This is a genomic window from Pseudomonas bharatica CSV86, assembly GCF_000319305.2.
GTDB lineage: Bacteria > Pseudomonadota > Gammaproteobacteria > Pseudomonadales > Pseudomonadaceae > Aquipseudomonas > Aquipseudomonas bharatica.
Genome location: NZ_AMWJ02000001.1, coordinates 1,868,814 through 1,893,961, shown reverse-complemented (window position 1 = coordinate 1,893,961; position 25,148 = coordinate 1,868,814). Strand labels below are relative to the sequence as shown.

The 25,148-nt window shown below is 65.7% G+C and carries 20 protein-coding genes and 1 pseudogene; 5 read left to right on the top strand and 16 right to left on the bottom strand.

Going from position 1 to position 25,148, the window contains the following annotated elements; genetic code table 11:
* Window positions 1-293: 293 nt before the first annotated feature.
* The 11 genes from CSV86_RS08285 to CSV86_RS31790 form a co-directional block, all read right to left on the bottom strand.
* Window positions 294-1,448: an iron-containing alcohol dehydrogenase gene (locus CSV86_RS08285; RefSeq protein ID WP_009407033.1), complete on the bottom strand. Its 1,155-nt coding sequence runs from the start codon at window positions 1,446-1,448 to the stop codon at window positions 294-296.
* Window positions 1,449-1,460: 12 nt separating this feature from the next.
* Window positions 1,461-2,615 (bottom strand): iron-containing alcohol dehydrogenase, encoded by a 1,155-nt coding sequence (locus CSV86_RS08280; RefSeq protein WP_009407035.1) that lies wholly within the window; start codon window positions 2,613-2,615, stop codon window positions 1,461-1,463.
* Window positions 2,616-2,621: 6 nt separating this feature from the next.
* Entirely contained in the window at window positions 2,622-3,269 is a 648-nt protein-coding gene (locus CSV86_RS08275) for an ABC transporter ATP-binding protein (protein ID WP_009407037.1), read from the bottom strand.
* Window positions 3,266-4,036, bottom strand: a complete 771-nt coding sequence (locus CSV86_RS08270; RefSeq protein ID WP_009407039.1) for an ABC transporter ATP-binding protein — start codon at window positions 4,034-4,036, stop codon at window positions 3,266-3,268. The genes CSV86_RS08275 and CSV86_RS08270 overlap by 4 nt, the downstream gene beginning before the upstream one ends.
* On the bottom strand, window positions 4,033-4,992 hold the full coding sequence (locus CSV86_RS08265; protein WP_009407041.1) for a branched-chain amino acid ABC transporter permease: 960 nt from the start codon (window positions 4,990-4,992) through the stop codon (window positions 4,033-4,035). The genes CSV86_RS08270 and CSV86_RS08265 overlap by 4 nt, the downstream gene beginning before the upstream one ends.
* Window positions 4,992-5,888, bottom strand: a complete 897-nt coding sequence (locus CSV86_RS08260; RefSeq protein WP_009407043.1) for a branched-chain amino acid ABC transporter permease — start codon at window positions 5,886-5,888, stop codon at window positions 4,992-4,994. Before CSV86_RS08260 ends, CSV86_RS08265 begins: the two co-directional genes overlap by 1 nt.
* 71 nt (window positions 5,889-5,959) lie before the next feature.
* A complete protein-coding gene (locus CSV86_RS08255; protein ID WP_009407044.1) occupies window positions 5,960-7,282 on the bottom strand; it encodes an ABC transporter substrate-binding protein in 1,323 nt (440 codons plus the stop codon).
* A 38-nt stretch (window positions 7,283-7,320) separates the two neighbouring features.
* The gene (locus tag CSV86_RS08250) at window positions 7,321-8,643 is read right to left on the bottom strand and encodes an ABC transporter substrate-binding protein (RefSeq protein WP_009407047.1); all 1,323 of its coding nucleotides are present in this window, start codon (window positions 8,641-8,643) and stop codon (window positions 7,321-7,323) included.
* Window positions 8,644-8,872: 229 nt separating this feature from the next.
* The gene (locus tag CSV86_RS08245) at window positions 8,873-10,216 is read right to left on the bottom strand and encodes a sigma-54-dependent transcriptional regulator (RefSeq protein ID WP_009407048.1); all 1,344 of its coding nucleotides are present in this window, start codon (window positions 10,214-10,216) and stop codon (window positions 8,873-8,875) included.
* A 7-nt stretch (window positions 10,217-10,223) separates the two neighbouring features.
* A complete protein-coding gene (locus tag CSV86_RS08240; protein WP_240160396.1) occupies window positions 10,224-11,489 on the bottom strand; it encodes a sensor histidine kinase in 1,266 nt (421 codons plus the stop codon).
* Window positions 11,456-11,950, bottom strand: a complete 495-nt coding sequence (locus tag CSV86_RS31790) for a hypothetical protein (RefSeq protein ID WP_240160395.1) — start codon at window positions 11,948-11,950, stop codon at window positions 11,456-11,458. Before CSV86_RS31790 ends, CSV86_RS08240 begins: the two co-directional genes overlap by 34 nt.
* A gap of 339 nt (window positions 11,951-12,289) precedes the next feature.
* Here CSV86_RS31790 and CSV86_RS08235 point away from each other — a divergent pair.
* A pseudogene (locus CSV86_RS08235) lies at window positions 12,290-13,866 on the top strand (ABC transporter substrate-binding protein).
* A gap of 103 nt (window positions 13,867-13,969) precedes the next feature.
* Here CSV86_RS08235 and CSV86_RS08230 read toward each other — a convergent pair.
* The 3 genes from CSV86_RS08230 to CSV86_RS08220 form a co-directional block, all read right to left on the bottom strand.
* Window positions 13,970-15,655, bottom strand: coding sequence for an MFS transporter (locus CSV86_RS08230; RefSeq protein ID WP_009407067.1), 1,686 nt, complete (start codon window positions 15,653-15,655; stop codon window positions 13,970-13,972).
* 205 nt (window positions 15,656-15,860) lie between these two features.
* Window positions 15,861-16,169, bottom strand: coding sequence for a branched-chain amino acid transport AzlD family protein (locus tag CSV86_RS08225; protein ID WP_009407068.1), 309 nt, complete (start codon window positions 16,167-16,169; stop codon window positions 15,861-15,863).
* Window positions 16,166-16,876 carry an AzlC family ABC transporter permease gene (locus CSV86_RS08220; protein ID WP_009407069.1) on the bottom strand — a complete coding sequence of 237 codons (711 nt, stop codon included), beginning with the start codon at window positions 16,874-16,876 and terminating at the stop codon, window positions 16,166-16,168. Before CSV86_RS08220 ends, CSV86_RS08225 begins: the two co-directional genes overlap by 4 nt.
* Before the next feature lie 128 nt (window positions 16,877-17,004).
* Here CSV86_RS08220 and CSV86_RS08215 point away from each other — a divergent pair, with 128 nt between their 5' ends.
* The 4 genes from CSV86_RS08215 (at window position 17,005) to CSV86_RS08200 (ending at window position 20,532) form a co-directional block, all read left to right on the top strand.
* On the top strand, window positions 17,005-17,865 hold the full coding sequence (locus tag CSV86_RS08215; RefSeq protein ID WP_009407070.1) for a LysR family transcriptional regulator: 861 nt from the start codon (window positions 17,005-17,007) through the stop codon (window positions 17,863-17,865).
* A gap of 402 nt (window positions 17,866-18,267) precedes the next feature.
* On the top strand, window positions 18,268-19,251 hold the full coding sequence (locus CSV86_RS08210; RefSeq protein WP_037062228.1) for a LysR family transcriptional regulator: 984 nt from the start codon (window positions 18,268-18,270) through the stop codon (window positions 19,249-19,251).
* A gap of 149 nt (window positions 19,252-19,400) precedes the next feature.
* Complete coding sequence (locus CSV86_RS08205; protein ID WP_009407072.1) at window positions 19,401-20,147, top strand: sulfite exporter TauE/SafE family protein; 747 nt, start codon at window positions 19,401-19,403, stop codon at window positions 20,145-20,147.
* Window positions 20,148-20,259: 112 nt separating this feature from the next.
* Window positions 20,260-20,532, top strand: a complete 273-nt coding sequence (locus tag CSV86_RS08200; protein WP_009407073.1) for a helix-turn-helix domain-containing protein — start codon at window positions 20,260-20,262, stop codon at window positions 20,530-20,532.
* On the opposite strand, the gene CSV86_RS08195 is transcribed toward CSV86_RS08200, so the two are convergent.
* Together CSV86_RS08195 and CSV86_RS08190 are read right to left on the bottom strand one after the other, a co-directional pair.
* Entirely contained in the window at window positions 20,510-21,958 is a 1,449-nt protein-coding gene (locus CSV86_RS08195; protein ID WP_009407075.1) for an FAD/NAD(P)-binding protein, read from the bottom strand. The two genes, CSV86_RS08200 and CSV86_RS08195, sit on opposite strands and share 23 nt — an antisense overlap.
* Window positions 21,959-21,986: 28 nt before the next feature.
* Entirely contained in the window at window positions 21,987-25,133 is a 3,147-nt protein-coding gene (locus CSV86_RS08190) for a beta-keto acid cleavage family enzyme (protein WP_009407077.1), read from the bottom strand.
* Between the last annotated feature and the right edge of the window lie 15 nt (window positions 25,134-25,148).

Genomic DNA, 25,148 nt, shown 5'->3' with positions numbered 1-25,148 from the left:
ACCGGCCGGCCCAGCTTTGCACCGTCCCTGTGGGAGCTGGCTTGCCAGCGATCGCGGTAGTGAATTCACCATCGTCATCGCTGGCAAGCCAGCTCCCACAGGTGTGTGTGCAAGCCGCAGATGCCTTCATACATTCTCCAGCATCCCCACCAGCACGCGGTTGTCCACCGGCCGGCCCAGCTTTGCACCGTCCCTGTGGGAGCTGGCTTGCCAGCGATCGCGGTAGTGAATTCACCATCGTCATCGCTGGCAAGCCAGCTCCCACAGGGTTTTGCGGTGATGCTGGAAAGGGGTTAGTAAATCCCGCGATAGATCGCCTCAACCTCCCCCACATCCATATCCCGCGGATTGCTGTCGATCAGCCGCTGCAACCCGCCGACCACATCCCCGGCCATGCCCGGGATCGCCGCTTCATCCACGCCAAGCTCCGACAAGCGCAGTTCCAGCCCGCTGTCGCGCACCAGCCCTTCGATAGCCTGGACAAAGGCTTCGGCCGCAGCCCCTTCGTCAGCAAACACCGCTCCCGGCAACAGATGCCCCGCCAGTTCCGCATACAGCCCACGTGCCGCTTCCAGGTTGAAGCGGATCATCGGCGCCATGACCAGCGCATTGGCATGCCCATGGGGAATATGGAACCGCGCCCCCAACGGATAGGCCAACCCATGGATGGCCGCCACCGAGGCGTTGACGAAGGCCATCCCGGCCATCAGCGAACCTTGCAGCATCGCTTCCCGCGCCGCCACGTCGCGACCGTCCGCCAGCACCTTGCGCAGGTTGCCACCGAGCAACCTTAGCGCGGTGGTCGCCAGGCCATCGGAGATGGGGTTCTTGCGCGTGCGGCTGGTGTAGGCCTCGATGGCATGCACCATGGCGTCCAGCCCGGTGGCGGCCGTGACCTGCGCCGGCAGGCCGAGGGTCAGTTCGGGGTCGAGCAGCGCTACGTCCGGCATCAGTTGCGCCGAGTACACCGCCTGCTTGCGCTGCTGTTCGTCGGTAATCACCGAGACCCAGGTCACTTCCGAGCCGGTGCCCGCCGTGGTCGGCACCAGCACCAGCGGTACGCGCCGCCCTTGGGCTTTGTCGGTGCCGTACAGGTCCTCCAGAGGCTGTTCGCTGTTGACCAGCAAGGCTACCAGCTTGGCCGCATCCAGCGAGCTGCCGCCGCCCAGGCCCAGCACGCCATCGGCGGCGAATTCCCGTCCCCGCTCAACCGCCTGCCTGACCACGGCAACCGGCGGATCCGCCACTACCTGGTCGAACACCGCCACCTGGCAGCCTGCCGCTTCCAGCGCCGCTACGGCCGTGGCGGCAAAGCCCAGCTTGACGATGCCCGGATCACAGACCAGCAGCACCCGCCCCGCCCCCAGCCCGGCGAACACCTCGCCGATGCTGCCCAGGCTCCCCGCCGCGCAGACGATGCGCGGCACGCTTCTGAATTCATGGTTCATCGCGAGCGGCCCTCACAACACCGAGGCATAGATGGCCCGCGCATCGTCACGGGTGACCGGACGCGGATTGTTGACCAGCAGGCGCTGGACCTTCATCGCATCGTCGCTGAGGCGGTCGAGGTCCTCCTCGGTGACCCCAACTTCGGCCAGGCGCTGGGCAAACGGCATGCGCTCGACCAGCGCCGTGATGAAGCCGATAAAGGCATCGCAGGCTGCCGCCGGGCTGTCGAAACGCTGCCCGGGCAACACGCTTGGCGCCAGCTCGGCATACAGGTCCTGCGCGGCGCTGCGATTGAAGTTCAGCACCGGCACCAGCACCAGCGCATTGCTCAGGCCGTGGGGCACGTGGAAATGCCCGCCCAGCGGGTAGGCCAGCGCATGCACTGCCGCCACCGGGGCGTTGGCGAAGGCCATGCCGGCCAGCATCGAGCCCAGCAGCATGTCGGAGCGGGCCTTGAGGTCGCCCGGCTCGGCGAGCACGCGGTCCAGGTTGCCGGCCAGCAGGCGCAGTGCCTGCACGGCCAGGCCATCGGAAAGCACGTTCTTCTTGTGCAGGCTGGTATAGGCCTCAATGGCATGGACCATGGCATCCACGCCGGTCATGGCACTGACCGCCGCCGGCAGGCCGACGGTCAGGCGCGCATCGAGCAGGGCGATATCCGGGTACAGCAGCGGGCTGACCACACCTTTTTTCTCGTGGCTCGGGGTGGTGACGATGGCCACTGCGGTGACTTCCGAACCGGTCCCGGCCGTGGTCGGCACCTGGATCAGCGGCAGGCGCGGCCCCTGGGCCAGGTTGATGCCGTAGATGTCCTCCAGCTTCTGCTCGCGACCACAGAGCAGCGCCACCAGCTTGGCGGTGTCCAGCGAGCTGCCGCCACCCAGGCCGATCACCGCCTGGGCGCTACAGCCGCGCCCGGCTGCCACGGCATCAAGTACCGAGGCCTCTGGCGGATCGGCCTGTACGTCGCTGTACAGCGTCACGTCAACACCCGCTTCGCGCAGCGCTTGCATCGGCGCGTCCAGCAGGCCGGCTTTGTGCAGCCCGGGATCGCTGACCAGCAGCACCCGGCGGGCCCCCAGTTCGCGGCACAGCGTACCCAGGCGCAAGGCGCCATCCACTTCGCAGATCACCCGTGGCGTGGTTTCAAAGGTAAAGTTCGACATGGCTTCTTATCCTGCTTGTACGCTGCCGCGCTCGATGCGGTAGACGGCATCGACCAGGTCAGCGGAATGGGTGTCATCGGATTCGGAGATCAGCACGCACAGGCCTTCGTCGCCGAGCCTGGCGATCACTTCGCTCAGGCGACGGGACAGCACCGGGGCCACGCCTTCGAAGGGTTCATCGAGAATCAGCAGGCGCTGGCCGGGCATCAACGCCCGGGCCAGGGCCACCAGCTTCTGCTGCCCGCCGGACAGTTGCATGGCCCGGCGTTCGCGGAACTGGGCAATTTCCGGAATCAGGCTGTAGACCCACTCCAGCCGTTCGGCGCTGCCGGGCAGTTTGTTGGCCCAGACCGGCAGGAGGATGTTCTCCTCCACGGTCAGCGCCGGGATCAGCCGGCGGTCTTCCGGCAGGTAGCTGATCCCCGCCGCCGCGCGCTGGTGGCCGGGCTGGGCGCGCAGGTCGCTGTCGTTGAAGCGGATCGAGCCGGAATCGGCCTCGAGCAGGCCCATCAGGGTGCGGATCAGGGTGGTCTTGCCGGCGCCGTTATGGCCGATCAGGCCGACCATCTGCCCGGCGCCGACGTTGAGCGAGACGTTGTGCAGGATCGGCACCGACTCGATGGAGACATTGAGGTTGCGGATTTCCAGGCTCATGCGTGTGCTCCCTTGTGCGCCTTGTGACCACCGGTGACCAGCTCCTGGACCCGGGCATTGGCCAGGACGTCCTCGGGCGGGCCGTCGGCCAGCACCTCACCGCTGTAGAAGGCGAGGATGCGCGACACGTAGCGGCGCACCACGTCCATATCGTGTTCGACGAACAGCACCGTGACCTGGTGGCGCGACACCACCTGCATCACCGTGTCCATCAGTTGGGTCTTCTCCTCGGCGCTGACGCCGCTGGTGGGTTCGTCCAGCAGGAGCATCTGCGGGTCGCCGATCAGGGCCATGGCGATGTCGATCAGCTTGCGCACGCCCTGGGGCACGGCGGTGACCTTGCTGTCGCGCCAATCGAGGATGCTGAACTCGCCAAGGATCGCCTCGGCGCGGGCAATCCGCGCGTCGCTGCGCAGCGGCCGCAACAGCGACGGGAACGGCGATTCGGCAGCGGCCAGGGCGATCAGCAGGTTGTCCAGCACCGTCAGTTCCGGGAACAGTTGGGCCACCTGGAACGAACGGGCCATGCCGGCGCGGGTGATCGCCCGCGGCGTGCGGCCGATGATCGATTGCTGGTTGAAGAGGATTTCGCCACGGCTCGGCTTGAGGTAGCCGGTGACCATGTTGATGAAGGTGGTCTTGCCGGCACCGTTGGAGCCGATCACCCCCACCACCTCGCCCTTGGCGATGCGCACGTTGACATCCTTCGCCGCGGTGACCGCGCCGAATTCCTTGTACAGACCACGGGTTTCCAGAATGCAGCTCATGCCTTGGCCTCCACGGCTTTGGCCCGGCGGGCCTGGCCACTGAACAGGCTCCACAGCCCCTTGGGCAGGAACACGATGATTGCCAGCAGGGTGATGCCGAGGATCATCTGCCAGCTATGGGGCACCAGCTCGATGGCATAGGTACGCACCACGGCGAACAGGATCGCGGCGATGATCGGCGCCGCCACATGGGCCGTGCCGCCGAGCAAGGCGATGAAGACGAACTCGCCGGAAGTGATCCAGTAGGCCATTTCCGGGTCGATGTGCCCGGCGGCCACGGCCATGAAGCCACCGCCCAGCGCCGATACCCCGGCAGCGGCGACATAGTTCATGTACAGCACCCAGCGCGGTGACTGGCCGAGGTATTCGACCCGCACTTCGTTCTCGCGGATCGCCTCGCACATCGCCCCGGCGCTGCTGCGCCCGTAGCGGTGCAAAAGTACGGCGAGCACGGCGCTGGCCGCGACGATGATGACGAACAGCGCCAGGGGCGCCTGCCCCGCTGCCGGGCTCCAGCCGAACAGGGTCCAGGCCTTGACGTTGAAGCCGTCGGTGCTGCCCAGGGCCGGGCTTTTCACCAGCATGCCGTAGAGGATCATGGAAAACGCCAGCGACAGCATGGCGAAGAAGATCTCGCGGTAGCGGGTCATCAACAGGCCCAGCAGCATCGCCAGCGCCACTGCTGCGGCCACGCCGATCAGCAGCAGGGTCGGCAGGTCGCTGAGCGCCAGGAAATGCCCGCTCATGCCCACGGCATAGCCACCCATGCAGAAGTACAGGCCCTGGCCGAAGGTCACCAGGCCTGCGCGCATCTGCATCACCACGCCCTGTACCACCATGGACTTGGCCAGGGCCATGGTCAGCAGGAACACCAGCCACTGCGGTGCGATCACGCCGCCGAGGGCGAGCAGTACGGCCACGCCCAGCAGAATCGTTTCGGTTCGATCAAGACGCATCAGATTTTCCTCGCCAGCACGCGGCCGAACAGGCCCTGCGGACGCACCGCCAGGACCAGCGCCATCACGCCGTAGATAACGAACAGTTCGAATTGCGGTGCGTAATGCACCGCCGCCGCACGGCTCAGGCCCACCAGCAAGGCGCCCAGGGCGGCGCCCTCGATGCTGCCCATGCCGCCGATCACCACCACGGCGAAGGCCAACACGATGATCTCCACGCCGATGCCCGGGGCCACCGAGATCGCCGGGGCGGTCAGGGCGCCAGCCAGGGTGCCGAGCACGGTGCCGAGGATGAACACCAGGGTGAATACCCGGCGCACGTTGACGCCCATGGCCTGGGCCACTTCGCGGTCATGGATCACCGCACGCAGGACCTTGCCCTGGTGAGTGCGCTCCAGCCACAGCCATAGCGACAGGCCCAGCACCAGGGAAACGCCGACCAGCATCAGGTCATAGTTGGACACCTTGAGCCCGGCCAGCACGCTGCGGCCCATTTCCGCGTAGGGCTGGTAGGCGAAGTACGGGTTGACGCCCCAGATCATCTTCATGGCGTCTTCGAGGATCAGCAGCAGCGCGTAGGTGATGATCACCATCAGCACTTCGTCGCGGCCGTACATGAAGCGCAGCAGCCCGCGCTCGATCAGCAGGCCGACGACCAGGCCTGCGGCAAGCGCACAACCGAGCATCATCAGGTAGCCGACCCAGACCGGGCCGATCCCGTTGTTGAAATACCAGCCCACCAGCGAGGCGGCGGCATAGGCACCGATGGCGTAGAAGCTGCCATGGGCCATGTTGAGAATGCGCATGACACCGTAGATGACGGTGAGCCCCGCCGCGACCAGAAACAGCCACGAGGCATAGATGGCGCCGTCGATCAGCACCGCATAAAGACTCATCATTTCGATCCTGCCTTTGGCAAGCGTGGCGGCCGGGAAGTGGCCGCCACGGTTAGGTCAAGAAGTGCCGCTCAATTGCACTGGGCGCCCGGGAAACCGGCCTTGATCCAGTCGTGGGCGGTGGTGCCGTCCGGCGGGGTCACGCATTCGCCAGAGAAGGCGATGACGTTCTGCACGCTGCCCTTCTTGGTGGCGGCGTCGTAGTGGTACTCGCCGTAGGCGATGCCTTGCATGGCCTGGTGGCCGCCGGCACGGGCCATCTGCACGGTGCCCGAGACCGATTCGAAGGTGGCGCCCTTCATGGCCTTGGCCATTTCCAGCGGGGCCGGGACCGTGCCGGCTTGGGCACCGGCGTTCTCGGCGGCGAACTTCAGGCCGAGGATGGCCTGGGCCATCTTGCTTGCCGGGTAGGTCGGCGAGGATTTGTAGGCAGCCTGGTACTGGCGGGTGAACCAGTTGTTCAGGGCGTTATCCGGCGCGAAGGCTCCGAACGGGCCGCGGCCGCCGATGATCATGCCGTTGGGGGCCTGGTCCTTGTAGCGCTCCAGGGCCGACTCGCCGCAGGTCAGCACGGCGGTGGCATCTTCCAGCAGGCCGCGGGAGTTGGCCTGAAGCACCAGCGCCTCCATGTCGCCGCCCCAGAAGCTGGAGTGGATGATGTCCGGGCGCTTCACCGACAGCGCCGAGATTTCCGCACCGTACTGGCCCTGGAAGACCTTGGGCATCTGCGACTCGACCACCTGGCTCTTGGGCATGACCTGGGCCATGGACAGGGTGAAGTCGCTCCAGCTGTCCTGGCCCCAGGCGTAGTTCTGCTGGATGCCGCCGATACGCACGGCGTCCGGGCGGGTCTTGGCCAGGTAGCGGGCGGCACCGATGTTGTCCACGGCAGCGTCGAGGCTGGTGCGGAATACGTATTGCGGGGTCTTGTCTTCGGTGAACAGCTGGGAGGTGCCGCAGTCGTAGAACACGGTCATGGCGCCCAGCTCCTCGGCCACTGGCGCGATCGCCAGGCAGTCGCCGGACGAGATGTAGCCGACCACGGCATCGACCTTCTGGCGCTGTACGAGGTTGCGGAATTCCTCGACCTGCTTGGCCGCACCACCGGCCTCGTCGATGATCACCATCTCGATTTCGGCGCCGTTGATGCCGAGCTTGTCGTAAGGCGCGGGCAGCTTGCCCTGGTTCAGGCCCTCCACCAGCACCTTGGCAGCGTTGGCCGACGGTTCGCCGAACGGACCGGCCGCCGGGCCGGAGAGGAAGGTCACCACGCCGATGCGGAACTTGCCGTTCTCGGCGGCAACGGCCGCGCCGTTGAAGCCGGCGGCAGCGATGGCCAGGGCCAGTGGCAGGGTCTTGCAGTGTTGCTGGAGGCGTTTCTTGTAGTTATTCATGGCGTTTCCATTGCGGGCTTTACGGGTTAAGGGACGGGCTAAGGGGCGTGCCCCTCGGGGTTACGGATCTGTTGGGCCAAACGCCGGGCACGCGTGGCCGGATCGGGTTGCAGTTCCTCGGCGGAATACAGCTGCCAATTTCCGAGCATCAGCCGGGCCGGCGGATAGTCGTTGTTGGGCACCGGCGTACCGACCGCCTGGGTCTGCTGGATCTGGTGGGTCAGCGGGTCGATGCGCGAGGCAAAGCCGGGCGGATCTTCCGGCAAGGCGATTTCCAGCCCTTCGAGGGCGCGGATCAAGGATTCGGTATCGGTGGCACCAGCGGCCTTCTGGCTGGCCCTGGCCAGGATCATGACCCCGGTGTAGGCGCCTTGCGCGGCGTAGGTCGGGAAGCGTCCGGTCAGGGTGTGGAAGCGCTCGACGAAGGCACGGTTGCGCGCTGTGTCGGGGAAATTGTTGTGGTGCCGGGCGGACAGGATCAGGCCCGGGGGCGCCTTATCGCCAAGGGAGGCAAGGAAGTCGTAGTTGCCACCGGTATCGAAGTTGGCCAGGCGCGAGGTCTCGAACAGGCGTGTGCCGGCCGCCTGCTTGACGAAGGCATGGAAATCTCCGCCCCACAGGGCCGAGACGATGATGTCGGGTTTGGCCTGCTCCAGCGCGGCGATATAGGCGGAATAGTCCGGCTCGTAGAGGCGCGGCCAGAGCTCGGTGACGTCGTCGAACTTCACCCCCTGCTGGCGCAGCGCTTCATGCAGGTCGTCGCGCGAGACGTGGCCGTATTCGTAGTCGGGGCCGATGAAGGCCAGGCGTGTCCAGCCGGTCCTGGCCTGCAGGTCCTTCAGGTAGCGGGCGCCGGCGGCCATGGAGGTCCAGGTGTCGTTGGTCACCCGGAAGTAATAGCGGTGGCCGTTTTCCAGGCTCATGCGCGACGAGGCGTGATCGGTGCCGATCATCAGCACCTTCTGTTCCCGGGCCAACTGGCTCACGGCGATCGCTACCCCCGAGGAGACCATGCCGCACAGCACCTGCACGCCGTCCTTGCGAATGAAGGCGCGGGCCAGGCCGGTGCCGTAGGAGGCCTTGGACTGGTCGTCGTCGATGATCACGCGCATCCGCGGTACCTGCTCGCCGGCTTCGCGCAAGCCTTGCAACTCGCTCAGGGCCACCTGGATGCCGGCAATGCTGTCCTGGCCATAGATCGCCGCGCGCTCGGTCATCGGGTACAGGCAGCCAAGGGTCAGGTCCGCCTGGGTGGCGGCAGCGCCCAACTCGACACGACCGGCGTCGGCCGTGCAGGCAAAGCCCAGCAGCAGAACGCTCAGGGCGATAAGGGATGGCAGTCGGGAAAACGACGATTGCATGTCAGTACCTTGGGGCGTTCGTGGACGCCTCTTGTGGTTAGCGCAAGGGTTATCGCAAAGGCTGTGCCAGCCTCTGCGCGGTGCGTCATAAGAAACCGTGCAAGCGCTCTGGAACAAGGCTTTGCACGGCGATTCACGGCGAGTTCGGAACACCGTGGCGCGGTAGGGCGCGGTGTTGGGCGGGAGACGTTGAGCGGTAACCGCTCAGCGCGGGCGAGCGCTTGAGCGGTTACCGCTCATCGAAGCGCTCGATGCCCAGGCGTTGCAGGCGACGCTTGAGGGCGTGGCGGGAGATACCGAGGATCTCGGCAGCCATGCCCTTGTGCCCGGCGCTGCGGCTGAGGGCATCGAACACCAGTTCGCGTTCGGCGCGCTGCAATTGATCCTCGATCGGCAAGCGGCTGGCGTCCACGGGCCCGGCGGCCTGCATCAGCTCCGGCAATTGCACTGCGGCGATGGCCTGGCCGGGCATCAGGATGGTCAGGCGCTCGATCAGGTTCTTCAATTCACGGACATTGCCCGGCCAGCGATGCCGCAGCAGCGCCGCCTCGGCGTCGGCCTGGAACGCGATGGCCGCGCCCTGCTCTTCCCGCGCCTGGCGCTCGGCGAAATGCCGGGCCAGCAGAAGGATGTCGTCGCCACGCTCGCGCAGCGCCGGAATATCGATGGTGATCACGTTCAGGCGGTAGAACAGGTCTTCGCGGAAACGCCCCTGGCGTACGTCATCGGCGAGGTCGCGGTTGGTCGCCGCCACCACCCGCACATCGGCGCTGCTGGCCTGGCTGGCGCCGACCGCACGGTAGCTGCCGTTCTCCAGGAAGTGCAAAAGCTTGGCCTGCAACGCCAGCGGCAGCTCGCCGATCTCGTCGAGGAACAGCGTGCCGTTGCTCGCCTGGGCCACCAGGCCGACACGCTTCTGGTGAGCGCCGGTATAGGAGCCCTTCTCGGAACCGAACAGCTCGGCCTCGATCAACTGCTCCGGCAGCGCCGCGCAGTTGACCTCGATAAACGGCTGGCCGGCGCGGTTGCTGGCGTCGTGCAAGGCCTGGGCGACCAGGGTCTTGCCGGTGCCGGATTCGCCAAGCAGGAGGATCCGTGTCGCCGAACTGCGTGCCACCCGCAGCACCGCCCCGTGCAAGGCGCGCATGGCCGGGCTCTGGCCGAGCAGAGCGCCTGGGGCCGCATCGGCGTCGATCGGCGCCGGCACGGCCAGGGTGGCCTGGATGGTGGCCAGCAGGTCGTCCAGTTCGAAGGGCTTGGTCAGATAGTCCGTAGCCCCGCCCTTCACTGCCTGCACGGCGGCGCGGGTATCGCCATGGGCGGAGATCATGATTACCGGCAGGGTCGGGCGCAGCTTGCGCAGGCCGTCGAGGGTGGCAATGCCGTCCAGGCCCGGCAGGCCGAGGTCGAGCAGGACGATATCGCAGCGCGTGGCGCTGTCGGCCAGCAGCGCCAGCCCCTCCTCGCCGCTGCCGGCTGCGCCGACATTGAAACCCTCGGCGCGCAGGGCGTAGCTGAGGGAGCGCACCAGCGCTTCTTCGTCGTCGATGATCAGTACATGAAAGTCGGACATCACAGGCTCACTTCAAATCGGTCGGGCAAGGCGCGGGAAAGTCCAGGGTCACCACGGTGCCCTTGCCGGCGGTACTCGCGATCTCCATTCGCGATGCATTGGCTTGAAGCAGTTGCTGGCAGATGCTCAGCCCAAGGCCGGTGCCCCGGGGCTTCAGGGTGAAGAACGGCTGGCGTACGCGGTTCAGGGCATCGACGGGGATGCCACAGCCATCGTCGCTGACGCTGACCAGCACACGCTCGCCGTGGCGGTAGCCGGCAAGGCTGACGCGCTGGCCGGCAGCACAGGCCTCCAGCGCGTTCAGGCACAGGTTCAGAAGGATCTGCCGGGCCTGGTCCGGGTCGACGAACAGGCGGACGCCGGCGGCGCAACCGGCTTCGAAGTGGATGGCGCGGGCCTCGGCTTGCGGGGCGATCTGCCGCTTCACCCGCTCGAACAGGCTGTGCAGTTCCACGACTTCCGGGTTGGCCGGATGGGGACGGCCGTATTCCAGCAAGTCGCTGGTAACGTGGGAGAGCCGGTCGATTTCCTGGCCCAGGTCGCTCAACAGCAGGCGCCGCTCGCTTTCCGGCTCGCGGCGCAGCAGGGCCTGCACGGTGGTCTTCATGGTCGCCAGGGGGTTGCGCACTTCATGGGCCACGCCAGTGGCGAAGGTACCGAGCACGGCGAGGTTTTCCGAGCGCACGGTCTGCTCCATCACGTCCGCCAGGCGCCCGGCCATGACGTTGAAGGCGCGAGTCACCCGGCCGATCTCGTCATTGCTCGACTGTTCCGGCAGGCGGTAGCCGAGGTCGCCCATGGACAGCTGGTGGGCACCCTCGACCAGCGTGCCCACCCGTGCCCGCAACTGCCGTGACAGGGTGAAGAACACCACCAGGATGAACGCGATGAAACCGACGGCGGCCAGGTACAACCACCAGCGAGCATCGTCCAGCGGCTTGAGGATGGCTTCGGGCTGCACGCTGAACACCACCTGCCAGCCGGGCAGGATCAGCGGGCCTTCGCGCAGGTCGTCGGGGGCCGCGACCTGGCGACCGGTGGCATCGATAAAGGCGCCGCCGGGCACGCGCAGCAAAGGCGTCACCACCCCGCTCAGGCCGGCGCTGGTGAGCAGTTCGGTCAACGAGGCCAGACGCAGGTGCAGGCCGATGCTGACCCGGTGATCGGTGCGTCCGTTGCGGATGGTCTTGCGGATCAGCAGCCAGCCGGAGCGCCCGGCCTGGGGCAAGGCCGGGCCGATCACCTCGATATCGCCGACCTTCTGCCTGGGCAATCCGGCCAGGGACCAGTCCTCGTTGCTCCAGTACGGCGCCCCGAGGCCGCCGGGCCGGGCAAAACCTTGAGCAGGCGTTCGTCGTCGCTGAAGAACAGCACGCCGTAGAGAAACGGCAGCTCGCTTTCCAGCTTCAGCAGGGCATCGATATCGCCGACGGAATGGCTTTGGTCGGCGATGAAATCGGGCATGTTCGGGTGATTGGACAAGGCCGAGAGCTGATAGAAGCGCTCATCGAGGAAGGACGACACGCGGTTGGCCGTGGACAGCGCCTGGGCATCGAGGCGCTCACCGGTCAGGCGGTTGAGCAGGTCCTTGGCCAGTTGTTCATAGAGCACGGCCAGGGCGATCAGCGCCACGCTCATCACCAGCGTGGACAGCAGGGTATAGCGTGCGACCAGGCTGCGCCGCGGCCGGGCAAACCGGCGCCACAGCGCAGCAGCGGGGAATTCGACATCCATGGGCTTTGTAATTGTTGTTCATGTAGTGGCGGGGAGGATAAGGAGCCGGGGATGGGGTTGTCCATTGGCGCAATGTCGGGGATGGAGATTGTTGTCGCTCTTTCGGACCCTATCGCTGGCAAGCCAGCTCCCACAGGGACACTGTGGGAGCTGGCTTGCCAGCGATGAGGCCCGCGAAAGCAACTCAACCCGACCTGCTGAACCCCTGCTGCCCCAGCAACACCCCACTGCTCCTAAACCACCACCCACCTGTCCCAACCCCAGCAAACCCGGGCCCTCCAGCCAACTGGCGCGAAACCTGCTCTGCCCTGCCCCACACAGCAATCACAGGTCCGCACCATGACGTCCCACCCTCCTTTCACCCGCCGCCGCTTCCTCGGCAACAGCCTCGCCCTTGGCGGCCTGGCCCTCGGCGGCAGCCTGTTGGCCGGTTGCGGCGACGACAGCCAGCCCGGCAGCCACGCGGCCGACCAGGGTCCACGCTACGGCGGACGCCTGCGCCTGGGCATCCTCGACGGCAACCAGGCCGGCAACCTCGATGCCCACAAGCCGGTCGGCAGCGGGATCATTCGCGGCTTCGCCCTGTACAGCAAACTGTGGGAATGGGACGAGAACATGCTGCCGCGCCTGGCCCTGGCCGAAGAGGCCGAGGTCAGCCCGGACGGCAAGGTGTGGACCCTGCGCCTGCACAAGGACCTGGAGTTCCACCACGGCAAGACCATCGATTCCGAAGACCTGCTGTTCTCCATCCGCCGCCTCACCGACCCGCAACTGGCCTCGCCCTACGCCGCGCTGCTGCACTGGATCGACCGCGACAACCTGAAGAAGCTCGATGAACGAACCCTGCGCGTGCGCTTCAAGGACGGCGCCGGCTTCGTCCCGCTTCCGGAAACCTGGGTGAATTTCGGCGGCATCGTGCCGGTGGACTATCACCCGGTGACCAACCCGGTGGGCGCCGGGCCGTACAAGTTCAAGAGTTTCTCCGCCGGCCAGCGCTCGCTGTTCACCCGCTTCGAGAACTACTTCAAGTCCGGCCGGCCCTACGCCGACGAGCTGGAAATCATCGGCTTCAAGGACCAGACCTCGCGTCTGGCCGCGCTCAAGGCCGGCCAGCTGGACATGGCCAACGCCCTGGCCGCCGAGCACCTGCGTCTGATCGAAAACGATCCACGGTTGCAGGTGCTGACATCGGTCACCGGCAACTGGCTGGGCTTCGACATGAATACCCGAAAAGCGCCGTTCGACGACCCTCGGGTACGCCAGGCGTTCCGCCTGCTGGCGAACCGCGAGGAGCTGGTGGCGCGGGTGCTCAATGGCCAGGGGCGGCCGGCCAACGACCTGTATGCACCCAACGACCCGACCTTCGACCACAGCATTCCCCACGTCGCCAGGAGCTGGACAAGGCCCGGACCCTGCTGCGCGAAGCCGGGCAGGAAAACCTGGAGCTGGACCTGGTCACCGTCCAGGACGGCGTGGCGCTGTCGTCGGCGCTGGTGTATGCCGAACAGGCGCGCAAGGCCGGGGTGCGGATCAATGTGCGCCAGGTGGATGCCGCCACCTTCAACGGGCCGCAGCACACCGAATGGACCTTCAGCACCGGCGGCAGCATCGGCGCGCCCTTCCTCACCTGCGCCCTGCATGCTGACGCCCCGGTATCGGTGGCGAACAAGACCCACTTCGACGATCCACGGTTTTCCGAGCTGTTCCTTCAGGCCCTGGCCGAACCGGACGTGGAAAAACGCAAACCGCTGGTGCATGAAGCGCAGCGGATCCAGTACGAGCGTGGCGGGATGCTGGTGTGGGGCTATGCGAACCTGGTGGACGGTTTCGCGCAGCGGGTGGGTGGGGCGGCGGCAGAGAGGACGCTGTTTCCGACGTGGCGGTTTGATCAGTTGTGGTTGAAGGAACAGGTATAGTTTTTGAGGGCCTCATCGCTGGCAAGCCAGCTCCCACAGGGATCGCGTGCACCGCTGAACCTGTGGGAGCTGGCTTGCCAGCGATGAGGCCCTCAAAAACACATCAGGTATGACTGATATCCCGATCCTTGGTCTCGGGCATGAAGAAGATCCCCAGCACCGCAGTCATCACCGCGATGACGATCGGGTACCAGAGCCCGTAGTAGATGTCACCGGTCGCCGCGACCATGGCGAAGGCCACCGTCGGCAGGAAACCGCCGAACCAGCCGTTGCCGATGTGGTACGGCAACGACATCGAGGTGTAGCGGATCCGCGCCGGGAACAGCTCCACCAGCCAGGCGGCGATCGGGCCGTAGACCATGGTCACGTAGATCACCAGGATGGTCAGGAGCAGCAGCACCATCGGATAGTTGGTCTTGGCCGGGTCGGCTTTTTCCGGGTAGCCGGCTTCCTTCAGCGCAGCGCCCAGGGATGCGGTGAAGCCGTCGTTGGCGGCCTTGAATTCTGCCGCCGGCAGGCTGCTGCCTTCGAAGCTCGGCATCATCTTGCTGCCGATGCGGATCTGCGCCACCGCACCCGGCTCGCCTACCTCGTTCTGATAGGGGATCGCCCGTTTCGCCAGCAGGCTCTTGGCCACGTCACAGGAACTGGTGAAGCGCGCCTTGCCCACCGGGTCGAACTGGAACGAGCACTGCGCAGGATCAGCGATCACCGTCACCGGATTCTGCTGCTGCGCCGTGTAGATATCCGGGTTGCCGAACTCGGTAAGGCCCTTGAAGATCGGGAAGTAGGTCAACGCGGCCAGGATGCACCCGGCCATGATGATTTTCTTGCGGCCGATACGGTCGGACAGGCTGCCGAAGATCACGAAGAACGGTGTACCGATCAGCAAGGAACCTGCGATCAGCAGGTTGGCGGTCTGCGGGTCGATCTTCAGGGTCTGCAGCAGGAAGAACAGCGCATAGAACTGCCCGGTGTACCAGACCACCGCCTGACCGGCGGTGCCGCCGAGCAGCGACATGATCACCACCTTGAGGTTGTCCCAGCGGGCGAAGGATTCGGTCAGCGGCGCCTTGGACGCCTTGCCTTCGGCCTTCATCCGGTTGAACACCGGCGACTCATGCAGTTGCAGGCGGATATACACCGACACCGCCAGCAGCAGGATCGACAGCAGGAACGGAATCCGCCAGCCCCATGCCTCGAAGGCTTCGGTGCCCAGGGCAGTGCGGCAGGCGAGGATCACCAGCAACGAGAGGAACAGGCCGAGGGTCGCGGTGGTCTGGATCCACGAGGTGAAGAAGCCGCGCTTGCCGGGTGGCGCATGTTCCGCCACGTAGGTCGCCGCGCCGCCGTATTCGCCGCCCAGGGCCAGGCCCTGCAACAGGCGCAGGGTGATAAGGATGATCGGCGCCGCCACCCCGATGGCGGCGTAGCTGGGCAGCAGGCCGACAATGGCGGTGGACACGCCCATGATGATGATGGTGATGAGGAAGGTGTGCTTGCGCCCGATCATGTCGCCCAGGCGGCCGAACACGATGGCACCGAACGGGCGCACCGCAAAGCCGGCGGCGAAGGCCAGCAAGGCGAAGATGAACGCGGTGGTTTCATTGACCCCGGCAAAGAAGTGCTTGGCGATGATCGCCGCCAGGGAGCCGTACAGGTAGAAGTCATACCATTCGAAGACCGTGCCCAGCGACGAGGCGAAGATCACCTTGCGCTCGTCCTGGGTGATGCCTTTGCCGGACGTGCTGCCCGGCGTGGGCGTTGAAGTGCCGTAAGTGACCGCCATAACGTTCTCCGTATTGTTCTTGTAGGCCGGAGCATCCCGCTGATAAATCCATACGCACTCTGGCCATTCAAAAGGCTGATGACATCGGATCACGGACTGCGCCGGGCCTGGGGGAACAGGCGGACGGCCTCGCGTTGCACGCAGGTTTAAGCGTAATAGGCCGCTGGCGGAAATCCAGCGCCTTCGCATAAGGTCGCCGGACGGTTCAAAGGTGGCGGAATACGGCGGCAGCGGCAATCCCCGCAGCAATCGCCGGCAGTGGTTTCTTCACCAGCAGCATGACCACCGCGGTGCTCGCCAGGGCTAGCCGGGCACCGTTGTCGCCGCTCACCGCCAGGGGCGTAAGCACCGCTACCAGCACCGAGCCGGACATGGCGCCGATGAATTGCTGCACGCGGTAGCTGATCGGTACGAAGGACATCACGAAGACCCCGCCCCAGCGGGTGGCCAGGGTCACGACGGCCATGATCAGGACCAGGATCAGCGGGCCATGGCCCGCGGTTTCGATAGTCATTTGTGCTTCTCCATCCAGATCGCACCGACGATTCCGCCGGCCAGGGCGCCGACCACCACGTGGCTGTTTTCCGGCAGGTAGCGGTAGGCGAGCAGTGCCGAGCCGGCGGCCACGCCCCAGATCAGCAGCATGCGCAGGTCTTTCTTGCCGCCCACCACCATGGACAGCAGGAAGCAGCCCATGACCATGTCCAGGCCCCAGCTCACCGGGTCGGCGACCAGGTTGCCGAAGTACAGGCCGAGCCAGGTGCCGAGGATCCAGGTCGACCACAGCGCCAGGCCGCCACCAAAGAGGATGCCGAGCCCCGGCTTGCCGGCGGACAGCGCCTGCATCGACATCGCCCAGTTGGCGTCTGAAACCACCAGCATGATCCCGTAGCGCCGCGCGACCGGCAGCTCGCGCAGCCAGGGATACAGGGTCGCGCCCATCAGCAGGTGGCGGGCATTGATGGCGAACACGGTGACGATCAACGGCACCAGCGGCACCTGGGCGCCCCACAGGTCAAGGGCGGCGAACTGCGAGGCACCGGCGAAGACCAGGGTGCTCATCCACAGGATGGTGCTTTGGTCGAGGCCGACCTGGGCAGCGGCGAGGCCGAAGGCCAGGCCGAACACCACCACGAACAGGGAGATCGGCAACAACAGCCGGAAGCCGTCACGGATCTCGTTGTACCCCAGCTGCGTGGAGCCTTTGACTACCGATAACACAAACACTCTCCTGTTTTTCAATCGTGCGTGTACGGACGCCGGCCACTATCCGGCAGACACGTCATTGCGAAAAGCGCATATTACGCGATCAATCCATTCGCTTATCGAATGCAACGGAGTACATACTCATGCAGGATCTGCAAATCGACTGGCTGAAATGCTTCGTGGCGGTGGTCGATACCGGCTCGCTGTCCAATGCCGCGCCGGAAGTCCATCGTTCGCAATCGGCGGTGAGCATGCAGTTGAAGAAGCTCGAAGCTGCCGTGGGCCGGCAGTTGCTGGTGCGCGATGCACGGCAGCAGCAGCTCACCCCGGATGGCCAGGTGCTGCTGGGTTACGCCCGGCGCATCCTCGACCTGCACAGCGATGCACAGCAGACATTCCACGGCGCCGAACTGACCGGGCGGGTGCGTCTCGGCGTACCGGACGACTACGCCGCGCGCTACCTGACCCCGGTGCTCAAGCGTTTCGCCCTGCGTTATGGCGCGGTACAGATCGAGCTGGACTGCGAGCAATCGACCTTGCTGATCCCGCGCATCGAACAGGGCGACCTGGACCTGGCGCTGATCTCCCGCGACCACCCTCGGCGCGGGACCCTGCTGTTCCACGAGCCGATGGTTTGGGTTGGCTCGCCGCAGTTCGACATCTGGCGTCGCGACCCGCTACCCATCGCCACCTACGAAAGCACCAGCCTGGCACGGCGTTGTGCGATCAACTCGCTGGCATTGCAGGGGCGGGATTACCGGGTGGTGTACAACAGCTCGAGCCTGGCCGGGCAGATCGCCGCGGTGGAAAGTGGCCTGGCGGTGGCGGTGCTGACCCGTTGCAGTGTGCCGGAGCACCTGGAGATCCTGGGCGCCGAACATGGGCTGGGGCCGCTGGAGCCGATGGAAGTGGCGGTGTATCGCAGCCGCGCATCGCAGGGCTCGCAGCCGGTGGACCGGTTGCAGGGGTTGCTGGTCAAGACCCTGAGGATGGCGGCGACCTGAAGGGCCTCATCGCTGGCAAGCCAGCTCCCACAGGGGCCGCGGTGCCGCTGAACCCCGTGGGAGCTGGCTTGCCAGCGATGAGGCCTGAACGATCACCAACGAATCCACCTGGCATCCGCCACACGCCCATAGCCCATGACCACCTTCATCAGGGTCGCGAAAGCTCTCGCCCTCCTCCAGCCCGCTACCGGGCGAGGCCCGATGATCACCGTCACTCCCAATATCCACTCCTGAAATCCTGAAACTGGCTCCTGGCTTTCGCGCGCTGACCATCATCGACTAATCGCGCCTTCAGCCATCATTCTGCTTGCGACGGCTGCCAATGCGCGAACTATCGCTAACATAAGGAAATCCAATACATCCGATAAAAACCCATAAGTAATAAGTAATAAGAGCCTTGCAATGAGCAGAACCCCACCTTCCACCGTGGTCGAAACCACGCTTTCGCAGAAACTTGCGCAGCGCCTGCGCATGCGTCACCTGTTGATCCTCCAGGCGATCGAAGAACACCGTTCACTGACTCAGGTCGCCCAGCACATGGCGACCAGCCAGCCCGCCGTGACCCAGATGCTCGCCGACCTGGAGCTGCTGTTTGGCGGCCCGCTGTTCGAACGCTCCCCGCGCGGCATGCTGCCCACCGAGCTGGGCCGGCTGGTGCTGGCCCGGGCCCAGGCGATGATTGCCGACCTCGGCCATTGGGCCCGGGATATCGAGGCGCTCAACCAGGGCCGTGCGACCCACTTGCAGGTCGGGGTGATTCCCTTCCTGCCGGGTCGCCTGTTGGCCATGGCGATCAACCGCACCCGTCCCCATGGCCGGCGAATCACCGTCACCCTGCAGGAAGACACCAGCGACCACCTGCTTGAACGCCTGCGTAATCACGAGCTCGATTGCGTGATCGGCCGCGCGTCGGCGGTACTGGACATGACCGAGCTGCGCCACGATGTGCTCTACCAGCAGGAGCCGCGCCTGATCTCCCATCGCCAGCTGGCCACGCGTCTGGCCGACAAGCCACTGCGCTGGCATGCCCTGGCTGAACTGGACTGGGTACTTGGCGCCCGGCAGACGCCGATGCGCGAACAGATCACCGACTTCTTCATGCGCGCCGGGGTTACGCCACCCGTGCCGATCGTCGAGAGCCTGTCGGCGAAAGTGATCGGCGAACTGGTGGCGGCCAACGAATCGGCGGTGTCCATCGTGCCCGCCGACGTCGCCGAGGAGCTGGCACGCATCGCCGGGGTGGCGATCCTGCGCCATCGCTTCGGCTGGACCCTTCCCCCGGTAAGCCTGTTCCAGCGCGTCAGCGGAGCACAGTACGAGGAACAGCAGCTTTTCGCCACGGCGCTGAAGATCGCCGCCCAGGAAATCGCCCTGACCACCCAGTGAATCCGGCAAGCGCGTCTATTTCGGGGCGTGCGGATAAGTTTTTTGGTATGAGCTGATCACAAGTTCGAATTTCCCCCTTTGTGCGCAGCCACACCATAATGGAGCCAGGAAACGCACCTTATTGGTGCAATTACTCAGGAGAGCAAGGAATGGATTCGATTTATCTGGTTGTCGCCCTCGGTGCCGTGGTCGCCGGATTCGTGCAGGGGCTTTCCGGGTTTGCCTTCGGCCTGGTGGCCATGTCGTTCTGGGCCTGGGTGCTGGACCCCAAGCTGGCGGCAACCCTGGCGGTATTCGGTGCCTTGCTGGGGCAATTGGTCGCGGCCATTTCGGTACGCCGTGGCTTTGATATCAGGCAACTGGCACCTTTCGTCCTCGGCGGCCTACTCGGCATTCCCCTTGGTGTAGCGCTGCTGCCGCAACTGAACATGGACTGGTTCAAGGCAATTCTCGGCACCCTGCTGGTACTGTGGTGCCCGATCATGCTGATGTCCAAGCACCTGCCAGTGATTGCCTTCGGCGGCCGGGTGGCCAACGGCGGGGTCGGCTTTGCGGGCGGGATCATGGGCGGCCTGGGCGGCTTCACCGGCACCCTGCCGACCCTCTGGTGCACCCTGCGCGGTTATGATCGAGATACACAACGCTCGATAATCCAGAACTTCAACCTGTCGATGCTGCTGGTGACCATGGCCACCTACCTGGGCTCGGGCATCGTTACCCGCGACATGTGGCCGATGTTCGCCATCGTCGCCCCGGCCATGCTGATCCCGACCTTCCTCGGGACCCGCCTCTACTTCGGCATCAGCGACGTGCGCTTCCGCCAGGTGGTGCTGAGCCTGCTGACCGCCTCCGGCATCGCCCTGCTGAGTTCTTCACTGCCCAACCTGCTGGCCTGATCCCGGCGCCAGGCGTCGTCGCGCGCCTGGCCTGCCCACGCCTTCGCATCTCCCTCTGCCGCAAGGGGCGGCAAGGCATGCCCACAGGAACCCACATGGAGCAGAACACCTCATGGACGGCGAGCACCTGCACTGGAATGCCTCCGCGCAGCGGAGCATGATCTCCCCCTCGATGAACCCGGCGCCACCCGCCCCCCTGACCGCACGGGAACGTGAAGTCCTGGGCGAAGTGGCTGCCGGCAAGACCGCCAAGGAAATCGCCAGATCCCTCGGCATCTCGATCAACACGGTCAAGTTTCATGTCCGCAACACCCTGCTCAAACTAGGTGCACGGAACATGACCGCGGCAGTAGCCCTGGCCCTCACGCTTGGCTGCCTGCCCTGAGCCCTCCTTCGACTAGCCGCGCCTGCCGCGCTTGCGCCTCCAGCAGATGGCCGACGATCTCCCGCGCATGGACCACCAGGCGCTCGATGGCCGACACGTAGAACAGGCTGCCCTGGGTCAGCGGCCCGATCGCGTAAAACCCATGCTGGCCCTCGACCTCATGGGTCTCGGGCGCCACCGCAATGCCGCCATGGCGATGCTGGCGGACGATCCCGGCATCGAGTAGTTGCTCGATCAGGGGCGACGCCAGGCGCGCCAGGTTGCCGGAAAAGCCGGTGGCATCGATAGCGCAGTCTGGACTCAGGGTCTGTTCACCCAGGTCGACCAGAATCCGCCCGTCCGCCGCGATCCGCGTGGACCGGTAGCCGCGATGGATACTCAGGCGCCCCTCGGCCAGCAACGTTTCGATACGGCGCGCGTTATGCAACGGCATCGGGTGCCGGTAACTCATCCACAAGCCTTGGTACTTGCGGAAGAACCGGCGCTTCTCGCTGCTGTCCAGGCGCGTCCAGAACCCGTCGATCATTCCCTTGGTGGCATCCAGCGCGATCTGCCAGTCACGCCGCTGCCCGGCACTGGCGATCTCCGCCCGCAACCGTTGCAACGGCGCCATCGGTGCCAGCAGCCCCGGGTATTCGCCCGCCCAGTTCCGCGCCTGGCGGAACCAGGCGAGGAAACCCGCCAGGCTGCTGACCCGCGGCTCGCCCGGTGGCGCCTCGGCCTGCTGCTCGTCGACCACCCCGCGCACCAAGGGCAGCCGGCCAGAATTGGAATACAGGGAGATATGCCCTGCCCCCAGCCGGTCGGCGAGCAAGGCCATGTCGATGGCGGTCAGCTTGGAACCAAGGATGCCGACATGGGCTCCCGGCCGGATGCTAGCCTTCAGACGTTCGAGATCGTGATAGGGGTTGCTGAAACAGCCCGGCACCTCGGCGAAGTGGTCACGCTTGGGCACATGGCCAACCGCCAGGATCACTTTGCCGAACGCTGCCTGGCTCGCGTCGCTGCGTACCCGGTAAACCTCGCCGATCCTATCGATGCCGTGCACCGTCTCGGCCTGCGTCCTGACCCGTACACCGTGCCGCGCCAGAACCCTGCTGGCGGCCGCCAACTCCTCCATCAGGTACTGGCCCATCAGGCGCCGGCCGACGTAGCCGGCGCGCTGCTCCGCCAACTGCCCGGGCTGGCGCTGCAGCCAGCGAGCGAAACCGTCGGGCACATCGGGTTCGGTGCCCAAGGTGAAGCTGGCCATGTTGAGGATGAAGTCCTCGATGGTGCTGTCCTGGCCATAGGGAATACCCGGGCCAAAACGGCCGCTCTGCTCGTAGATGACCACTTCGCTACCTGCGAGTTGGTCAGCCTGGGCGGCCAGCGCCTTGCAAATCAGTACGGCGCTGCAACCGCCGCCGATGAGTGCGATGTTCATATCAAACTCCCTGTTGGGTCTGCGCGCCTCAGGCGCCGCTACGGCAGGCGCCATGGAATTCGCGCATGATCATGTCGGCGCGGATATTGCCGGGCGCCCCGAGAAAGCTCTGGATCAGTTCGATCAGCGATGTCGGCGCACCCTCCAGATAGCGTCGGATCGAGTGGCCGTCGTGCAGGCGTACCGGGTCCTCCCGCAGCACGACCCCCTTCAGGCGCAACACCCGGCGTGCCGGCCCCTTGCGGTAATGCACCCAGCGACCATGGCAATAGCGATGAGCGCCGCCAAGGCCGGCATGCAGGCGGTAGACCGTGGCATCCCGTTCGGCATCGGTTTTCGGCAGGTAATCCGCCGTGGTGGTACCGGCCAGGCTGCGGATATCGTTGTACGCGGTGATGTCCACCACCGGCGTTCCCGGCAGTTCGAGGTTGATATCGCTGGCCGAGCCGAAGGAGATTCCCACTGCCCGGTTGAAGATCTCCTCCTGCTCGATAGCCGAATAGCCCAGGGCCTGCATGTCGCGGCGCAAGGCGTTGTCCAGTTGCTGAAGGGTGGAAATACCGGAGCTATGAGCCAGCAGGTGCAGACGCGGCAGGTCGTCGATGCCCTGGAATGACAGGCGCTTGGCTATCCGGCCATCGTCCAGCAAGGGCAAGCCGGTGCTGTCGCGCCGCACCGCACCGCTGGCATCACGGGCCAGGTGCTGGCTATGCTCGACGATGCGCGGCAGCAGGAGTTGGTCGTAGATCAGCCCGGCGCTGTGGCCAATGATCTGCTCATGCCAGGGAGTATTGAGGGCAAAGCGATTGTGCAGCATGGTCGCCTCGACTACCGCATTGCCCTGGCCGTCGATGCCGGAGTGGATCAGCCCGGCCACACCGACCGGGCGCCCGGCGACCTCGGCGAGAAAGCGCCCGAAGGTCGCGGTCAGCCCCTTGCCCAAGGCAATGCCCTCGGGATAGTTGGTGGTCGGCGTGCTCGGCAGCACGACCCAGGCATGCTGCTCCAGCTCGGCGGGCAAGCGCCCCTGCTCGACCTCCTCGACCTCGACCGTACGCACCCGGTACAGCCGGGTGCCAGCCTGCTTGGCCTCGACATCGCTGCCGGCACGCCGGCGCAAGGCACTGAAATGCTCATGGATGGTCTCGAACAGAATTGCCATGGTGCTGCTGTAGTCGGCGTCGAAACGCAGTTCGGTATTCACCGCCAGGGTGCGCGAGCGGTTGTAGCGGCAAGGGATCGAGGCCAAGTATTCGAGCAGGCGCAGATCCGCGCCCTTGAACTGGCTGCGCTCGACCTGATAGCTGTCGGGCGGCAGGCCATCGCTGGCGGCCAGGGTCGCCAGGGCCTCGTCCCAGGCCAGGGTCGGACGACCCGCCTCGACCAGCAGTTCGCGGACGAAATTGATGGCCTGCAATGCATAGAGCCGCTTGCCGAAATTGGCCAGCGGCCGGGGATAACGGTCGCGCTCCTCAATGAAATAGCGCACATGCAGGCCAGCGTCGGCGATGGCCCGCACGGCTAGTTCGCCAAGCCAGTCGGATGGCGGTACTGCCTGGCCAGCGAGGTGTACATCGAGGGCGTCGAGCAACCGCCGCTCGCGCGCCAGATAGTCCTGGCGAAAAGGCGTCAACGCTTCCAGGACTTGCTCTGCCAGGACCCGCGGAGCGTTGGGCGGCGCACTGCTGGCGAACGGCTTGAGGGCCGCAGCCACGGTGCGGAACAGCGCCACCTCGCGCAAGGGCATGTGCAGGCGCTCGCGAGTCTGTTCCGCCGTCAGCACCTGTACGCCCAAGGCTTCTAGCCGCCGCCGTGCATAACGCACCTGCTCGGCAGTGGTTGCCTTGCGCACCCCGCCGGGTACCTGTTCATCGGGCACAGTGAGCGCGTCTTCCAGACCGACCCGTACACCATCCAGCCCAAGATGCACGGCCACCTCGGGCAGGATGCGCAACAGCGGCCCCGGCAGCAGGGCAGAAATCTGCGCACCCGGCAGCTGTTGGCGAATTCGCCGGACCAGCGGTCTCAGGTACTCCACAGTACTGGCAATAGCCTGCGCCAGCGCCGCCGGGCTGCCGTCGATCACCTGGGTAATGACGGACTTTCGCACCGCAGCGGGAATCAGCGAGTCGTCGTGCAGGCTGCCATCGACGGCACGCCGGTACTGATCGACCCCAGCCACCAGCATGAACAACACCGGCTCGCCGGTTTCGCGCAGGCGCGGCGCGTAATCGCCGAGGGCGCTGTCGAGGATGCCGTGATTGAACACCTCGATCTCCGGCCTGACTCCCGCCGTGGCGAAATGGCGCAATTGCGCGTCGAGGAACCCTGGCGTGTTGTCGTAGCTGCCACCGGCCTGGAAGATCACCGGGCCAGGGCTCAGCGAGGCCATCTCCGCGCCCCGTTGCGCGGCGCCATAGTCGCGCAGGTGTTCGCGGCGCAGCGGGCTGTCGTAGTCGCTGCCGCCGCGCACGCTGGTGGACAGGTTGAGCACCGCGGCTGGCACCTGTTTATGCAGCGTACAGACGATTTCGTCGTATTGCTGCGCATCGATCAGGTTGCGTTGCCTACCGCTGGCAAGGGTATCGGCCGTCGACCCTATAGGCAGTTGCCGGAAGTCGGACAAGTCGCGAGTATGCAGGTGAACGATGGCCGCGCCCTCGATTACCGCTTCATGGGCGGCATCGATGATCGCCCCTGGGGTCACCGGCACATACGGCGACGCCGCGCGCAACGGATTCCACCAGCCACTGCCGACACGGTGCCAGCCGCGCCCGGCCAGCGCCGTCAGCAATTCGCAGTGGTCAGCCTCGATGGCCCGGATCAGGGCCGGTGGCAGAAACGGCAATTGAGCCGGGTCGGTCTGGGTCAGCGCCTCGGAGTCGTCGGCCGTCCAGCCCGAACCGGTCAGGACCTGGACGATATCCTGTTGCAGTTGGCGCGAGCCCAGTTGCCGGATCCAGGCGAAGGGCACTGTGGCACTGTTGCTGGCTGCCGGGCTCAGGAGCAAACCGCCGGGCCCGATGGCTTCCCAGCCGGCATCGGTGAGTGCCTGCGTGGACAAGCCGCGGGCATCGTCGAGGCTGGAGTCGGCAAGGAACTTCGGTTCGACAGAGGATACGAAGCGGGGTACGGCACCAACCGGAGCCGCGGTAATGAACATGCTGATGGCCATGAATCCTCCTTTTCT

Bases quoted from the DNA above. Each gene is read 5' to 3' on its own strand.
- CSV86_RS08285 (WP_009407033.1), bottom strand. From the start codon at position 1,448: ATGAACCATGAATTCAGAAGCGTGCCGCGCATCGTCTGCGCGGCGGGG.
- CSV86_RS08280 (WP_009407035.1), bottom strand. From the start codon at position 2,615: ATGTCGAACTTTACCTTTGAAACCACGCCACGGGTGATCTGCGAAGTG.
- CSV86_RS08275 (WP_009407037.1), bottom strand. From the start codon at position 3,269: ATGAGCCTGGAAATCCGCAACCTCAATGTCTCCATCGAGTCGGTGCCG.
- CSV86_RS08270 (WP_009407039.1), bottom strand. From the start codon at position 4,036: ATGAGCTGCATTCTGGAAACCCGTGGTCTGTACAAGGAATTCGGCGCG.
- CSV86_RS08265 (WP_009407041.1), bottom strand. From the start codon at position 4,992: ATGCGTCTTGATCGAACCGAAACGATTCTGCTGGGCGTGGCCGTACTG.
- CSV86_RS08260 (WP_009407043.1), bottom strand. From the start codon at position 5,888: ATGAGTCTTTATGCGGTGCTGATCGACGGCGCCATCTATGCCTCGTGG.
- CSV86_RS08255 (WP_009407044.1), bottom strand. From the start codon at position 7,282: ATGAATAACTACAAGAAACGCCTCCAGCAACACTGCAAGACCCTGCCA.
- CSV86_RS08250 (WP_009407047.1), bottom strand. From the start codon at position 8,643: ATGCAATCGTCGTTTTCCCGACTGCCATCCCTTATCGCCCTGAGCGTT.
- CSV86_RS08245 (WP_009407048.1), bottom strand. From the start codon at position 10,216: ATGTCCGACTTTCATGTACTGATCATCGACGACGAAGAAGCGCTGGTG.
- CSV86_RS31790 (WP_240160395.1), bottom strand. From the start codon at position 11,950: ATGGATGTCGAATTCCCCGCTGCTGCGCTGTGGCGCCGGTTTGCCCGG.
- CSV86_RS08230 (WP_009407067.1), bottom strand. From the start codon at position 15,655: ATGGCGGTCACTTACGGCACTTCAACGCCCACGCCGGGCAGCACGTCC.
- CSV86_RS08225 (WP_009407068.1), bottom strand. From the start codon at position 16,169: ATGACTATCGAAACCGCGGGCCATGGCCCGCTGATCCTGGTCCTGATC.
- CSV86_RS08215 (WP_009407070.1), top strand. From the start codon at position 17,005: ATGCAGGATCTGCAAATCGACTGGCTGAAATGCTTCGTGGCGGTGGTC.
- CSV86_RS08210 (WP_037062228.1), top strand. From the start codon at position 18,268: ATGAGCAGAACCCCACCTTCCACCGTGGTCGAAACCACGCTTTCGCAG.
- CSV86_RS08205 (WP_009407072.1), top strand. From the start codon at position 19,401: ATGGATTCGATTTATCTGGTTGTCGCCCTCGGTGCCGTGGTCGCCGGA.
- CSV86_RS08200 (WP_009407073.1), top strand. From the start codon at position 20,260: ATGGACGGCGAGCACCTGCACTGGAATGCCTCCGCGCAGCGGAGCATG.
- CSV86_RS08195 (WP_009407075.1), bottom strand. From the start codon at position 21,958: ATGAACATCGCACTCATCGGCGGCGGTTGCAGCGCCGTACTGATTTGC.
- CSV86_RS08190 (WP_009407077.1), bottom strand. From the start codon at position 25,133: ATGGCCATCAGCATGTTCATTACCGCGGCTCCGGTTGGTGCCGTACCC.